The 15,055-nt window shown below is 37.3% G+C and carries 8 protein-coding genes; 2 read left to right on the top strand and 6 right to left on the bottom strand.

Annotated features, from left to right (window positions below):
• The first annotated feature begins 19 nt into the window (after positions 1-19).
• Positions 20-1,555 carry a cryptochrome/photolyase family protein gene (locus ESV24_RS07745; RefSeq protein WP_111814329.1) on the top strand — a complete coding sequence of 512 codons (1,536 nt, stop codon included), beginning with the start codon at positions 20-22 and terminating at the stop codon, positions 1,553-1,555.
• 12 nt (positions 1,556-1,567) lie between these two features.
• Here ESV24_RS07745 and ESV24_RS07740 read toward each other — a convergent pair whose 3' ends face one another.
• Positions 1,568-1,996 carry a YybH family protein gene (locus ESV24_RS07740; protein ID WP_111814331.1) on the bottom strand — a complete coding sequence of 143 codons (429 nt, stop codon included), beginning with the start codon at positions 1,994-1,996 and terminating at the stop codon, positions 1,568-1,570.
• A gap of 190 nt (positions 1,997-2,186) precedes the next feature.
• Here ESV24_RS07740 and ESV24_RS07735 point away from each other — a divergent pair, with 190 nt between their 5' ends.
• Positions 2,187-3,221 carry an AI-2E family transporter gene (locus ESV24_RS07735; protein ID WP_111814333.1) on the top strand — a complete coding sequence of 345 codons (1,035 nt, stop codon included), beginning with the start codon at positions 2,187-2,189 and terminating at the stop codon, positions 3,219-3,221.
• A gap of 83 nt (positions 3,222-3,304) precedes the next feature.
• Here the strand turns inward: ESV24_RS07735 and ESV24_RS07730 are convergent, their stop codons facing one another.
• From ESV24_RS07730 to ESV24_RS07710, 5 genes are all read right to left on the bottom strand, one after another.
• Positions 3,305-6,328, bottom strand: coding sequence for an aminotransferase class III-fold pyridoxal phosphate-dependent enzyme (locus ESV24_RS07730; protein ID WP_111814335.1), 3,024 nt, complete (start codon positions 6,326-6,328; stop codon positions 3,305-3,307).
• A gap of 150 nt (positions 6,329-6,478) precedes the next feature.
• Entirely contained in the window at positions 6,479-7,579 is a 1,101-nt protein-coding gene (locus ESV24_RS07725; RefSeq protein ID WP_111814337.1) for a DUF4407 domain-containing protein, read from the bottom strand.
• Between the two features lie 241 nt (positions 7,580-7,820).
• Entirely contained in the window at positions 7,821-9,782 is a 1,962-nt protein-coding gene (locus tag ESV24_RS07720; protein WP_111814339.1) for a DUF3857 domain-containing protein, read from the bottom strand.
• A 6-nt stretch (positions 9,783-9,788) separates the two neighbouring features.
• Positions 9,789-11,813 carry a DUF3857 domain-containing protein gene (locus ESV24_RS07715; RefSeq protein ID WP_235003973.1) on the bottom strand — a complete coding sequence of 675 codons (2,025 nt, stop codon included), beginning with the start codon at positions 11,811-11,813 and terminating at the stop codon, positions 9,789-9,791.
• Positions 11,710-15,009 (bottom strand): tetratricopeptide repeat protein, encoded by a 3,300-nt coding sequence (locus tag ESV24_RS07710; RefSeq protein WP_111814341.1) that lies wholly within the window; start codon positions 15,007-15,009, stop codon positions 11,710-11,712. The genes ESV24_RS07715 and ESV24_RS07710 overlap by 104 nt, the downstream gene beginning before the upstream one ends.
• Between the last annotated feature and the right edge of the window lie 46 nt (positions 15,010-15,055).

The following is a 15,055-nucleotide window of genomic DNA, read 5'->3' as shown; positions in this document are numbered from 1 at the left end:
TCTTTCAACTAAATACTTTATGAAAACACTACGTCTCATTCTTGGCGATCAATTGAACCACAAACATTCTTGGTACTCAAAAACCGAACAGAATACGCTGTATTTTATCGCGGAAATGCGTCAGGAAACTGATTATGTAAACCATCACATTCAAAAAGTAGTCGGGTTTTTTGCTTCGATGCGGAATTTTCACGAGCATTTAAAAGGTAACGGACATCAAGTAATTTATTACGAAATAGATTCCGAAGAGAACAAACAGGATTTAGTTGAAAATCTGAAAGATCTAATTCAAAAACATAACATTGAAAAATTTGAATATCAGCTTCCCGATGAATATAGATTAGATGAGCAACTACGAAATTTTTGCAACTATTTAAATATACAAAACGAAGCTTTTGACACTGAACATTTCTACACTACGCGAACAGAAATGGCCGATTTCTACAAAGGAAAAAAGGAGATGACGATGGAGTATTTCTACCGCGATATGCGAAAGAAACACGAGCTTTTGATGGAAAACAAAACTAATCCCGAAGGCGGAAAGTGGAATTTTGATAAAAGCAATAGAAAAAAATGGAGTGGCAAGCCCGAAATTCCCCACGAAAAAGGTTTCCGAAAAGACGTTTCTTCAATTTTAAAACAGATTGAAAAGCAAAAAATAAAAACAATTGGGAATATTGATGCTACAACATTTAATTGGCCCACATCGCGCGCGGATAGTTTACAAATGCTCAATTATTTCTGTGATAATTTATTGATTCATTTTGGCGATTATCAGGATGCGCTTCATACGGAACAGGCTTTCCTTTTTCATTCGCGGCTTTCTTTTTCATTAAATTCAAAAATGCTTTCACCTCAAGAAGTCGTAAATAAAGCGATAGAAACCTATTACGACCGAAAATCTGAAATAGACATTTCACAAGTGGAAGGTTTTGTACGTCAAATTTTGGGTTGGCGGGAATATATGCGTGGAATTTATTGGATGAAAATGCCAGAATATCAACATCTCAATAAATTGGACAATCAAAATAAATTGCCTGATTTCTATTGGACAGGTAATACAAAAATGAATTGTCTAAGTCATTCCATCACTCAAAGTCTGGATAATGCCTATGCACACCACATTCAGCGATTGATGATTACTGGGAACTTTGCGCTGCTCACCCAGATTCATCCCGATGAAGTAGATGCTTGGTATTTGGGAATTTATATAGATGCAATAGAATGGGTGGAAATGCCGAATACAAGAGGAATGAGCCAATATGCAGACGGTGGAATTGTAGCAACAAAACCATATATTTCCAGTGGAAGCTACATCAATAAAATGGGTAATTATTGTAAAACTTGCGTTTACAATGTGAATGAAAAAACTGGAGAAAACGCTTGTCCATTTAATTCGCTTTATTGGAATTTTCTAAATGAAAAACGGGAATATTTCAAACACAATCAAAGAATGAGTATGATGATGAGCCTATTGGAAAAGATGAATTCTGAAATCTTGGAAGCGCACATTATAAGAGCTCACAAAATTATTGAGAATCCTGATGATTTTTAAAAGTGGCTAAAGTTAGCAGCTCAAATCTGCGATAATCTTCCATTCACCCTCTATTTTTCTGAAAATAATGAGAAATACTCCGTTTGCATTTCCGGCATCCCGAACCAAATGAAATTGGCCCATTACGTAATACGAATCAGCTTCAATTTTGGTAATAGCTTCAATTGTGAAACTCAGGTTGCCTGTATATTCTTTTGAAGGATAGCCATTTTTATAATTGTCCAGCGTTTTTTGCCAACCGCTTGTAACTCCTTTACTACCGTAAAATTTTAAGGAATCGCTTTTCCAATAACCTTGCATAAAACCGTCCAAATCGTTTTTGTTCCACGCATTTTCCTGTGTTTTTAATACCGAAAGAATGGCTTCTTTATCATCAGCTTCGGTTTGTGAGAAAGCATTCAACGTTGCGATTAAGCAAAAAAGTAGCAGTAGTTTTTTCATAAAATTCAAATTTAATATTTTGTTATTGTGAATTTTCGTTTGGGCTTTAAGTAAAAAATAAGGAACAATAAAGATAACTAATATTCAAATTCATAAACAGTAGTGACTATAACGAAGGAGAAATTAAAAAAATCAGTTAAATTTACAGAAAGGGTAAGTTGAAAACCTCAGGTTTCTAAAAAATAATATTTTGAGCAATCCAAAAATAAGTATTTCTGGCAGTTATTTAATTAGAGCGTTTCTTATAGTAGGAAGCATATTAGCGATTTTATATATTGGTTCCAGCCTTTTAATGCCGTTGCTAGTGGCGGTAATCATAGCTATTCTATTAGATAAACCTACGCAAAAACTGAAGCAGTGGGGATTGCCAAATTGGTTATCTATAACACTGTCTATACTATTGATGTTAGTGATTTTTCTACTGCTTACGTGGCTTATAAGTTCACAAATTAATATAATGGCAGGCGATTGGCCAACCATTAAGGAAAAGGCAGGCGAGAAATTGAATAATCTATCTCAATGGGCGAACCAACAGTTAAACTGGGATTACGGAGATTATATAGAAAACAACAAAAGATTGGTCGATAAATTGGAAAGCGTAGCGGGAGTCTTTCTATCATCCTTAATGAATTTACTCTCCCAATCGCTGATAATTTTTATTTATATAATACTCTTTTTGATGCAGAAAAATATGTTCGTCAATTTCTTCAAAAAGCTTTCTTCAAATCCTTCTGCAATGGCTTCACTTTTAAGTGATTCATCAAAAATCATTAACGGCTATCTTCTTGGAAAGGGTAAGATTATGCTTTTTTTGTTCGGTATATATTACCTTGGTTTTACACTTGGCTCTGTTCCCTACGCGCTATTTTTAGCAATCTTTGCAGCGCTTTTTTCTATAATACCTTATGTGGGAAATATTATAGGTGGCGGTATTGCGGTTATCCTAGCATATCTCTACTCGGGAACCACGCCTGCTCTTATTGTGATTGGTGTTATCTCCGCAGCGCAATTAGTTGAAAATTACGTTCTAACTCCGTGGATTATTGGTGATGAAATCAATCTGAACCCATTTATAACGGTATTTGGCGTTATTCTTTTTTCAGTGCTTTGGGGAATTGTGGGCGCCGTTATTTCGCTACCATTAATTGGTGTACTAAAAGTAATATTTGAGCATACCAAAGGGATGGAAGCCTATGCTTATTTGATTAATAAGAATGATTCATAGATTATTTCTACTTTTTAACTTTGCGCCTTAGCGTCTTTGCGAGCAATTTTTTCACGCAAAGGCGCTAAGACGCAAAAATTTTATTATTGTGTTGGTTCCTGAGCGGAGCCGAAGGACATAAAATCTTCCCCAAAAACAGTTTTCAATCTAAAAATAAGTTCTTCTGCATTCTCTTTGCTGAAAACCATAGGCGGTTTTATTTTCAAAACATTGTGGTCTGGACCATCGATGCTCATTAGGATTCCAAGTTGCTTCATTCTGTTTGCCAAAAAAGTAGCGTGTTCCGGTAACGGATTTTTATTTGAATTGTTTAATTCAAATCCTAAAAACAGTCCTTCGCCACGTACGTCGCCAATAATTGAAAATTGCTTTTGAAGTGCTTTCAATTCAGCAATTAAAAAACCGCCGACTTCCAAAGCATTTTGCTGGAGGTTTTCTTCTTCAATAACCTCCAAAACCGAACGCCCAATGGCGCAGGAAACGGGGTTGCCGCCAAAGGTGTTGAAATATTCCATCCCGGTATTGAATTTTTCGGCTACTTCTTTTGTGCAAGCTACAATGGCAAGCGGATGCGCGTTACCAGCGGGTTTCCCCATTGTAACTATGTCTGGCTGAACGTCATAGAGTTCAAACGCCCAAAAGGTTTTGCCCATTCTGCCAAAACCTGTTTGTACTTCATCTGCAATGCAGATGCCGCCAGCTTCGCGAACGTGTTTGTAAACTTCTTTGAAATAATTTTTTGGCGGAACAATCTGTCCGCCGCAGCTTATCATAGTTTCGCCTATAAAACCTGCGATTTCTTTTCCTTCCGCTTTTAAATTTTGAATGATTTCCTTGGCGTGATTTGCGTAATCAATTCCACAATTTTCGGAAGTATATTTTCCTCTATAAGTATCGGGAAGTGGAAGAATGTGCGTGGTTTCAGGTTTGGGGAAACCGCCTTTACCTCCAAATTTATAAGAGCTTACGTCTATCACGGTATTTGTATTTCCGTGATAGCCAACTTCGATAATTAAAAAATCTTTGTTTCCTGTAATGGTTTTTGCCATTCGCAGCGCAAGTTCGTTTGCTTCGCTACCCGAATTCACAAAATGGAGTACCGATAAATGCGCTGGTAATTTTTTCAGCAAAGCTTCAGCGTAAGCGATAATCTCTTCGTGTAAATAGCGTGTATTCGTATTCAAAACTGCCATTTGCTTTTGCCCGGCGGCAACTACTTTTGGGTGCTGATGGCCCACGTGGTTTACATTGTTTACGGTGTCTAGATATTTTCTACCTTCAATATCAATTAAATAAACCCCTTCTCCGCGGACTATGTGTAGCGGTTTATCATAAGAAAGACTTAGGCCTTTTCCGAGATGCTCCTTTCTGAAATTGATGATTTTTTTATCAGAAATCTTTTCTTCGGAAGTATCTAATTCTTCTTTAAAAATAAAATTTGGATTGGGGCAAATGCTTTTCCAGATTTCAACATTTGAAGGCAAAGCCACACCATTGAAATTTTCGTTATTTCCCAAAAGGTCTAAAATAAGTTGAAAGTGAAGATGCGGCGCCCAATTGCCGTTTTCATTAGACCCGCCGATGTACGCAATTCGATCGCCTTGTTTTACCTTTTGCCCAACTTTTAAAATTTCTAGCGACATCAGGGATAAATGGCCGTAAAGAGAATAGAATTTTCCGCCTTTAAAAGAGTGTTCCAAGATGAGCATTGGGCCGTAATCTTTGTCGTAATCGTTATGGTGCATTATTTTTACGGTTCCATCAAACGGTGCCTGCACGGGTGTTTTTGCTGATACCCAAAAATCAGTTCCCAAATGTACGGTGCGGTATTGCGGGCCATTGTTGCCTTCGCTTTTAAAGGCTTCTGTGGTATAGAAAGGCCGTGTTTCTAAATAACCGTTCAGTAGAATGGTTTTAGGATGATGTTTTTGAAATTGGTTAAGTTTAAATTCCGAAACCTCTGGGTCATTATATTCCGAAAGATTGCCGAGCAGTGTGCTTCCAACGCTCATGTCGAGATTCACTACTTTTTCAGAAGCAACAGTTGGAAACATCGTTCTTAAAGTAACTTGATTGGTTTTGGCCCAAGTTTCAAATTTCTTTTCCAGTGGATGCGCTGTATATCCACAAGCGCTTCGGAAGGAATAATAGGCGAAATTTTCATTCAGCTCAAACCATTTCTCCAGTGAATCCCAAGCGGGTTTTTCGCTGATAACGAAATATTCGTCATTTGGGAATTCAGCTTTTCTTAGGGAAGCGCTAGTTACCGTTGTTACCAAACGCATTCCGACCAAAGTGCAAAGACATTGCAGCTCTTTATCAGAGAGTTTGTAGTGCTTGTTATAGCCATTTATAACTTCCAAGGCCGCAGTGAGTGGATCGGGGAGAGCCATTATTGCATACGCTAAAACAATAGCGAGGTCGTTTATGGTTTGGGTAAAAACGGCATCACCAAAGTCTATTAAACCAGAAACTTTTGGGTTGTTTAAATCCTCAGTTACTAAAATGTTGTAGTCATTTATATCACTATGTACAATGCTTTTCGGAAGGTTTTTGTATGTTGTTTGAATTTCTTCGAAACGATTTTGGAAGTATTGAAGAATCTTTTTTCGTTCTCCTGAAAATCGATTTATATGTTTTGAAGTCCAAGCAGAATTTGCTAAATCCCAATCCAGGTTTCTGTTTGCGCTGGAATGTTCAAAATCTTGTAATGCTTTTGTCAAACTTCCAGAAGCTTCGCCTAGGCTGTGTCGCAGACTTTCTGTTTTTGGATTAACCGTTGCCCAAAGACGTCCGGGAAGCCAAGTCAATACTCTTGCAGCTTTATTATTTTGAAGTTTGGTGAGTGGTTTTTCTTCTTTATTTGGAACAATCTCAGAAAGTGAAACTGCTAGATTTTTTGAAGAAAGATGTTTCAGAATTTGAATTTGAAAATCTAACTGTTCGTGGTTTACTTCGGAAGAAATTTTCAAAAGAAATTTTTCACCCGATGCTGTTTTCAATAAAAAGTTTTCGTCAACATAGCCGTCTAGTTTTGAGGCTTTGACGTTTATATTATAGTTTTTGCGGGCAATTTTTGAAGCTTCTGCGAGGGTGGCTTTAGACATAGTATTATTGAGGATAATTGACTAACAAAACTACTGAATAATGACTAAAATCCTGTCCCCCTCCGTCATTTCATTTTGCGAAAAGCAAAATGAAATGCCACCTCCCCCTATCAGGGGAGGAGCTTTTCAAAATTTTAATAAAGGCAAAGGTTATAAAACGCTCTTCTGTTTTTTATAAAAAGCATCTGCTTGCATTTGCATCAATTCACGGGCTTTTTTACGTTTGTAATCGTAAAGTTCCTGTTCTTCTGCAATGTCTGCGTAGACTCTGTTGTTTATGTCGCGGTCTGTGGTTACTAGTATGTCTCGTTGGGTTTTCTGTTGGGTTACCCAAGATTTTAATGCGCTTTCTTGTTCTTCTAGTTTTAAATCGTAAGCGCCTTTGGGAGACAATAATTTTGCAAGGATGGGCGAAGTTTCAATGGCTAAGAAAAGCAAAAAGATAAATAACGAAGGTAATAAAGGAAGTTTGTCCAGTGCATTTACGCGTGCCATCAAACCATCAAAGCCGTCGATTATGGGTTGGGTGTCTGCTACTTTTGTTTTGTATTCTGTGGCGAGGGTTGTTATTTTTGCTTCGGCTGCCGTAATCTTTTCGGCGTTGGTTTTTTTGAGTTCGGCTAAGGCTGCGAGTTCGGCGTCGTGTTTTTCGCGTTTTTCTTTATATACTGGGCCTTTGCCTAATTTTTGAGTGCCAGCGGTTCCTTCTGCTTCGGAGATGTAGGTACTGTAAAGCGCGTTTACTTCGGTTTCTTTGTCGGTTACTTCCTTTTTTAAACCTGCAATTTCAGTATCTAATGCTGTTACGGAAGGCGTGTATTGCAATGCCAATTGGTCTTTGTTGGCGAGGGTCATTTCGTTTTTCTCGATAAGCAAAACTTGGTTGATTTCCTTTTCGAAAATCTTCATTTCCAAAGGTTTTGAGATTACGATGGCAATGATTATTGCAAGAGCAATTCGTGGCGAAGCCTGTATTAATTCATCAAAGAAACTATTGCGTTTTTTGATGGTGGAAACGATGAATCTGTCCAGATTGAAAATCAACAATCCCCAAATTATTCCGAAGAAAATAGCGGAGTAGTAATTGTCAAAAACTGTATAAAGCGCATAAGATGCAGCGATGGTTGCCATAACGGCGGTAAAGAAAACGGTGGCGCCAATGCCGGCATATTTGGTGCGTTCGCCAGAGGAACATTCGTCAAGGATGTCGGTATCTGCGCCGGAGCAGAAGATGAAAAAGCGTTGTAGCATATGGATTTAGATTGATGAATCTATATAACGCTATTTGTTTCAGAATGTTACAACGGCTGATTAATTATTGGTTGCTGGTTAATTTTATTCTCGATTCAATATCTATTAAAAGATAACACTTTAACCCAGAGCTCACTTTATGGATTTCCGCATTCCGCAAAAAAAGGCCGCTATTTACGACCTAATTTTTGTGGTGTGGGAAAGAACTTTAGTTATATTTTGAAGAATTTCTATCCGGGATTTATTTGGGTTCCAAAACCAAAGTTACCTTATTAAAATCTGCAGCACTGTTTACCACTGTTCGATAATCTTCAAAGAATTCTTTTGAAATTTTATTTATTTTATAAAATTCATCAGCAGTTATTTTTAAGGTGTCACCATCCATTTCATAAAACGACTTAAACATCAACACTTCTTTTCCATCTTTGGAAAAGGAGTGATTAATGTTAATGTCCTCAGCATTGGCGACACGATAACCTTCAGGAATTTTAACATTTATGGTGCGGTAGTAGGTGCGCGTGAACTCGTCTTCGAGCGGGAGTTTGCGCTCATTTTCCTGATACATCTGTATTTGCCGACCAATAAGGTCACCCACTTTAAAAAGGTAGCGGTTTCCAGCTTTTTCCACAAAAGCTTCCGACTCAAAATCGATTACAAACTGCAAGGGTTTTATTCCAAAAAGTGCGGGATCAGCATTATTCATTTCCTTACTTTTTATGGCTGCACTTTCGTCAAGCCGTTTAGCAAAATCTTCAAGAAGCTCGGTTTTATTTTCCTCAGGAATAATGTTCATAAAGGGTTGCATATACATCGCATAATAACCACTCAAAGTACGGTCGAGTTTGATAGTAGTCACGGTGAGATCTTCGGGATCAAAATTGACATCGATGATCATTTTATCTACAGTTTCTTCTGCAGGAACGGGATTGATATATTCTATTTTTCCCGTGGCAGATTTAAAATCACCCAAAGCAACCTCCTTAATGTGCAGTCCGTAGGTGTCTGTAAGATACGCCGGTGGAAAACCGTAACGCGAGTCGAACTCTGTTGGAGCCATATATTTATCGGTCTTTGGAAAGTAGAACAGGTACTCATTCAGAAACGTGTTTGCTTCAAATTCCGGATCAAATTTTAGGTCTTGACGGTCACTGGTCAATATTATTTCGTGCTTAATATCTAAAGTATTGAAAAGTGAAATAAACAACTTCATGAGTCCTTTAGAACTGGCCACTTTTTGATTGAGGACGCTCTCTAGATCGCTGCCTACATTTTCGCCTTTCCCGAGGTAGACATTTGTTTTGATGTAGGATTCCAATGTTCGGAGTATCTCATCTGTATCCGTACCTGGTTTTACACCTGCTTCGTCCAAAAATTTATTAAGCTTTTTCTGTGCTCTTTTGTCAATTTCGCCATAATAGAAATTGTATAGATTCTGCGAAACCTTGCTATAGGAAGTAATATCTTTTGTGTTATTTGACAGATTTTGATCCAGTTTGTATATCACGAAGGCGCTTGAGGCCTTATAAGCCGCTTGGCTTTCCTCCTCTAATCCAGGAATTTCTGCAGCGCGCATCGTCCAATGCAGTTTTTTTTCTGAGAGCGTATTTCTTGTAATTTCAGGCAGATCATTGAAACTTTTAAACTGGAACACTAAGTTGGAAGGTGAGTAAAGATCAAAAGAGACATCTTTCTTGTCGTAAGAAGTCTGAAAAGTGAGTCGCTTGCCGGAATATTCAGGGACGCGTTTTACCAAATAATAATACTCGATGATACTTCCTTTTTCGATGCCTTCAAAGGCAAAAAATTTATAAACACGTTGTGTTTCCTCATTTTCGGCTGTTAGAATTTTTGAATCGTCAAGTTCTAAAATTTCGCCGTTAGGCTTAATTACACGGGCTTTATTTACAAGAAGTTCTGAGTTGTTATCATATGGCAGATATATTTTGTTATATTCCTCGATGCGTTCATCGCTGTTGAGCCACACCGCTTTGTGTTCTAAGAAATACTCCAAAAAATCCTCGCCTTCAAAAATAAATTCGGAGATAATTTTGTCCTTTAGACCAATAATTGAAGTGCTATCTGAAGCCTTTACGGAAAAATCAGGATTTTCTTCCCAAGAATAGTTTTTATAAAATGGATTCTCTTGCGCGAGGAGTAGGGGAGCAATAAATAAAAGCGCCCAACAACTGATCATTTTTTTCATAGTTTGTTATTCTGATTTAGTAAAAGTCACCACTTCCTTATACGCTTTTTCAACGTTTTTGATGAGTTCATTAACTTCCTTTTGCTGGTTAAGATCTAGGATTAAAAAGTCGCAGGTTACGGTGTGTTTATATTTTATTTTTCCATCAAGTTGGGTATAATTAATGGTCGCTTTTATGAAGTCGTTACCAAAAGTTTGTGACTCTGGAAGATAATCTACTTGGTACCCTTGGGGAATTAGGAGTTCAGTTTCAAAAGTAAAATAGTTTTTGTAATCTACCTCAATATCGCGCTTACGGTTAGGGTCTGTGCGGTATTGAGAAATATTTTTATTGAGGTTGAGGTTAATGAAAATCTGATCTCCAAATTGCTGGAGATAATCACCAATTGTAAATTTGTAAGAAACAATCATGTTTTTGTCGTAATCGTCCTTATTGGTTTCTAAAATATTCTGAGCAATAAACTTATTGTTTCCTTTCTGAAAAATATCGTTGTAAAAATTATCGCGCTCACTCTTTGTATTAAGATTTCCCAGTGCATAGATATAATCGATTTTGTTATATCCGGACACTTCTACTTTTGTTGAGCCAACGAGTTGCTTTCCTTCTATTTTGAGTTGGGTGATATCTTTAACTGAATTCTTTTCGGCTGGAATAATTGGCACTTTCGCAATACGATAGTTGCTGTCGTCAAGGGCAATAAGTGCTTCTTTTCCCTGTATAAAGGAGGAAGGATACATTATTGGGATATTTCTGCCGGTTGCATCCAAATAATAAATATCAGAACCGTCAAAGTAACTCAGGATCATGTGGTTGTCCACAATGGGCGTTGGCACTTCTTCATAACTGTAAGGAATTTTGCGGGTGCCAATCCAAGTTAAATGACCTTTTAACCCGGCAATTTCAAGCATTTTATAAAGGAGGCTGCTATTGTCTTTACAATCGCCATACTTTTTCTTAAAAACCTGATTGGCCTCTCTGGGAATAAATCCGCCTAGACCATACTCAAAAGCGATATATTTGATGTTGCGTTGTGTCCAGTAATAGATGGCCTTTACTTTTTCTAGATTACTATCAAGACCATCGGTAAGACTTTTAGTAAGTGCTATAAGTTCGGGGTCTGCTGGCTCTTGATTCACATCCTTGACTAACGAGTAATACCAATTATAAAGATCTCTGGTTTCATTAAGCACGGGTACCGTATTGCCATTTACCTGATAGGACGCGATAAACGGAACCACGTGCGGAAGTACATTTTTATAAGTTGATGACTGGGATTCGTAATCGAATGCTTTTACATCTTTTAATTCCCAAGTATAAATGATCTTACCACGTTTTTCTTGTTTAGTGAATGCTATATTCACTCCCTCAGTATTAAACTGTTTGAATTTTAAATTCACCGAAGCATCTGCTGTAATACTGAATTTATTCTGAGCTATGGGAGAAAAGTCGCCAAAATAGAAAGGAGTTAAAAACCGTGGATTCTTGATTTTCTGGGAATATTTAAGCTTCGACGTGGAACCCTTTTTTAGGTTTGAATAAATAAAGTTTATCGATTTTGTATCGTCATAAAAAGATTCGCCCATCTCATCTTTTTCCGTAAACTCAGAAACTTTTACTTCTTTGTATTTGTTGTCTTCGTAGTTAAAGGCAGAAGCCTCGATATCTTCCATCTCAAAAAAGCTTGAAAAGTTTATGGATTTTTGAGATCCTTGTGTGGCTGCCTCATTGAGGTATAAATTCTCCTCTATGTTCTCTTGAACAATATCAAACGCCCCATTGTTAAGAGTGATAAAAAGATTAGACTCCTGATTTAGGCAAACAACAGAGGCTTCAGGATGCTTATCCTTATATTTCTGATAAATTTCAGAATATTGAGCCTGTGCAGAAGTTGCAACCAGAATCAAAATGACCCATACGTTGTTAAAGCTAAAAAGTCTGCTGTGCATATATTTTTCCATTAAAATAATCTTCAGATTTGGTCTTTTTTCCTGTTTTATCATAACTGGTCGCATTTCCTGTTTGGATGCCATTTTTGTAAAAGGCTTCTTCCTTAAGCGTGCCATCTTCATAATATTTAGTTTCTTTTCCGTGAAGTTCCCCGATTATGTAATCCTGTCGTTCCTTAATATTTCCGTTTGCATAATACGAAATTGTTGGGCCTTGATACTCACCGTTTTCGTGTTCAAACTCTTCTTTGAGTTGGCCATTATAAAAGTAGGTTTTATAAGCGCCTGCGTATTGCCCGTTTTTAAATTCCAATTCCCGGGAAACTTTCCCGTTATCGTAGTATGCAGTGATCTTGACCGTTTCATTAGCGATAGGAATCATTGCCAACTCTTTACCATCCTTATCGCTATAACTATATCCAATTAGGGTGCCGTAGTCGTAAAAGCGAATCAATTGCAGCTTTCCGGTTGGACTGTAAAACTCCTTACGACCGTGTTCTTCTCCGTTAAGATAAGTGGTTTTTGTGTAAAGGGTACCGTCTTCGTAATAGGATTTCCAAGTTCCCACAGGATCACCTAATTCGAAAAAATTTGAATCTTCAATTTGCCCATTCTCATAATACCGAACAAACTCGCCGTCCCGACTGCCCAAAACATAGTTGGCTACTATTTTAGGTTTTCCGTTTTCAAAGTACCAAGTCCAAGCCCCGTTTTGAGAGCCGTTGAGGTATTTCCCTTCGTTTTCTATTTTTCCGTCAAAGAAATACGAGTTATATGCTCCATGTTTTATTCCATGGATGAAAGAAGTCTCTGTAAGTGTTTTTCCATTGTAATGTTTGAATATGAGCAGCGTATCTTCTTTTGAAGGTTTATAGTTTATTATCTGAAATTGTTTTCCGTCACGGTCATAAAAAGTTTCAGATATAAGATTGTCATGATCGTATAAAGCAGTGTTTGTTAGTTTTCCGTCAATACCATAATATTCTTGCTCTCCCTGAAAATCTCCCTTATGAAAAAAATTGACGCTTTTTAAACTTCCGTCAGTATAATAAAAACGCCATTCTCCTTGCTGCAGCCCATTTTTATAACCTCCTTGATTCTCTATATTGCCATTTTTATGGTTGTTTGCGTAGTAACCGGTAAGGGTGTCGTTTCTATAATTACCTATCCATTCTGTCGTTCCGTTAGGAAAGTATGAAGTATAAATTCCTTTTGTCAAATCATCCTCAAAAGTGCCTTTTGCCATTAAATTACCATTTTGGCCATAATATTTCCATTCTCCTTTTCGTCCACCTGAAACATCATAGAGCCCTTCAGAAGTAAGATTTCCGTTAGCGGCAAAACCGTTGTAATAGAATTCGCCTCCTCGTTTTTTTCCTTCTTTTAAGACTTCACCCTTTTTATTGAAAAACCTATAATCAATGATATCTCCCCTTTTGTAAGTATAGTTATAATATTTTTTGCCATCATAATCGTAAAACGTGAAGCTTCCGTCAAGGGAATTATCTACATAGCGGGCCTCACTTTTTAATGTTTCATCCGGATAATAGGAGGTATAAGATCCTTGTAAAAGATCTTCCTCATACGTGCCTACTTCAGAAATTTTACCATTTTTATGATATGATTTATAGCTCCCTTGAAGCTTACCGTCTACATAAGTGAACTCATTCAATACATTACCATTTAAATGGAATGTTTTTTCTTTACCATGTCGATTTCCATCTTGAAAGGGAATTTCAGAATATAGTTTTCCGTTGGCATAATACTCGCTGGCTTTCTCTTGTACCTCGTCTTCTTTGTAAGGGATAATAAATTCTGGAATTTCTTCGCCTACACTAAAGTAAGAGGTGAAGGTACCTGTCAGTTTTCCAGCTTCGTAATATTTTTTTTGTTTCAGCGCGCCCTTCTCGTTGTAATAGAGGTATTCGCCATTAAGTTCGCCATCTTTGTAAAATGCCTTGATAGACAACTGCCCGTTAGGGTAGAAAATAGTGTTCTTCCCTTCCAGCTCGCCATCTTTATAAATGGCAGATTCTCTAAGTTCTAAGTGATCGTTGTACCATTTCCAATTACCTGTGCGCTCTCCATTCCCATCATAATGTGCTTCGGTGACCATTCTTCCCTGTTCATTAAAATAAAACCAGTCTCCAGTTTGTTTTTCGTCACCTTCCATAGTACCCATAGCGCTTAGGGAAAGTGAACTCCCGTCATATACGTATTGAACTGTTTTGTCACTAGAAAGTGCTTTATTATCAGTTCTGGTAATTGTAGTCCAAGCCGGAATTGCGACTCTTATAAATTCCTTAACCTCCTTAGTTTTTTTCTCAACAATCTTTTTAAACTTTTCATTTTCTATGGAATAGGAAATGGTATAGCTAAAAGCATCAAAATTTTTAGAATCCTGAATCCACTGAAAAAAGGGAACGACTTTTTCACTCCAAAAACCGCCTTTGCCTTTATAATCCTCAAGCTTGACCAAGAGTGCGTGATTTTGTTTGGTCAATTCAAAATCCAGATCATTATCTATTTTATAATTTTTGTTTAGGGCAATCCGGTTGCTTATTATCAGATCAATGTCGTCAAAAGCCTTATCGTCTTCAGAAAGCACTAGATCGGGAGTTCGCTTGTTTTCATTCTCTGAACTAAACATTGTGTTGATCGCCTTAAGTCTCTCAAATGAACTTTCACCGTCTGGCTCTACCATAAGTGCTAAGTTATATGCCATTAATGCTTGCGTAGGGCGCTCCTGAGCATAATAAATAGAACCAAGTTGTATGTATGCTTTGGCATAAAAAGGACTCATAGCAATTACTTGTTCTAAGGCTTTAACCGCCTCCTTAAGTAGACCCCGTCCTTGTAAAGCAACAGCCTTGTTGTAAAGCAATATATGATTTGCAGGGAAAACTGCTAATCCTTCATCAGCGGCAGTAATGGCTTTCTCAAATTTTTCCTGTTTTATAAACAAGACCGTTTTGTTTTGGTAAAATGAGCTTTTTAGATCACCAACTTTCATTGCTAGACCTTCATCTATGGTTGCATTGGCATCTTCATACCGCTCCAAAGCCATCAAATAGTAGGATTTTCTGATCAGTGAACTAGCGTAAGTCGTGTCATTTTTGTTGATCTTTTCTAGTACTTCAAGAACACCATCGTAGTCTTCTTCTTGAGATTTTAATGCAATGGAATTATTAATTTCGTCGAGGTCAGTAATATCTAGTTTTTCTTGACCAATTGCGGCAAAGCTAAATAGCCCTAATGCCAGTAGGATGTACTTTTTCATTTTCCAAATATAGTAAACCCTTAAAATAATCTTAAAATATATCTAA

This window comes from Aequorivita lipolytica (genome assembly GCF_007997135.1).
Classification (GTDB): Bacteria; Bacteroidota; Bacteroidia; order Flavobacteriales; family Flavobacteriaceae; genus Aequorivita; species Aequorivita lipolytica.
Note: the sequence above shows the minus strand (reverse complement) of the source record. Positions and strands in the feature narration are given on the sequence as shown.

Bases quoted from the DNA above. Each gene is read 5' to 3' on its own strand.
- ESV24_RS07745 (WP_111814329.1), top strand. From the start codon at position 20: ATGAAAACACTACGTCTCATTCTTGGCGATCAATTGAACCACAAACAT.
- ESV24_RS07710 (WP_111814341.1), bottom strand. From the start codon at position 15,009: ATGAAAAAGTACATCCTACTGGCATTAGGGCTATTTAGCTTTGCCGCA.
- ESV24_RS07730 (WP_111814335.1), bottom strand. From the start codon at position 6,328: ATGTCTAAAGCCACCCTCGCAGAAGCTTCAAAAATTGCCCGCAAAAAC.
- ESV24_RS07725 (WP_111814337.1), bottom strand. From the start codon at position 7,579: ATGCTACAACGCTTTTTCATCTTCTGCTCCGGCGCAGATACCGACATC.
- ESV24_RS07740 (WP_111814331.1), bottom strand. From the start codon at position 1,996: ATGAAAAAACTACTGCTACTTTTTTGCTTAATCGCAACGTTGAATGCT.
- ESV24_RS07715 (WP_235003973.1), bottom strand. From the start codon at position 11,813: ATGGCATCCAAACAGGAAATGCGACCAGTTATGATAAAACAGGAAAAA.
- ESV24_RS07720 (WP_111814339.1), bottom strand. From the start codon at position 9,782: ATGAAAAAAATGATCAGTTGTTGGGCGCTTTTATTTATTGCTCCCCTA.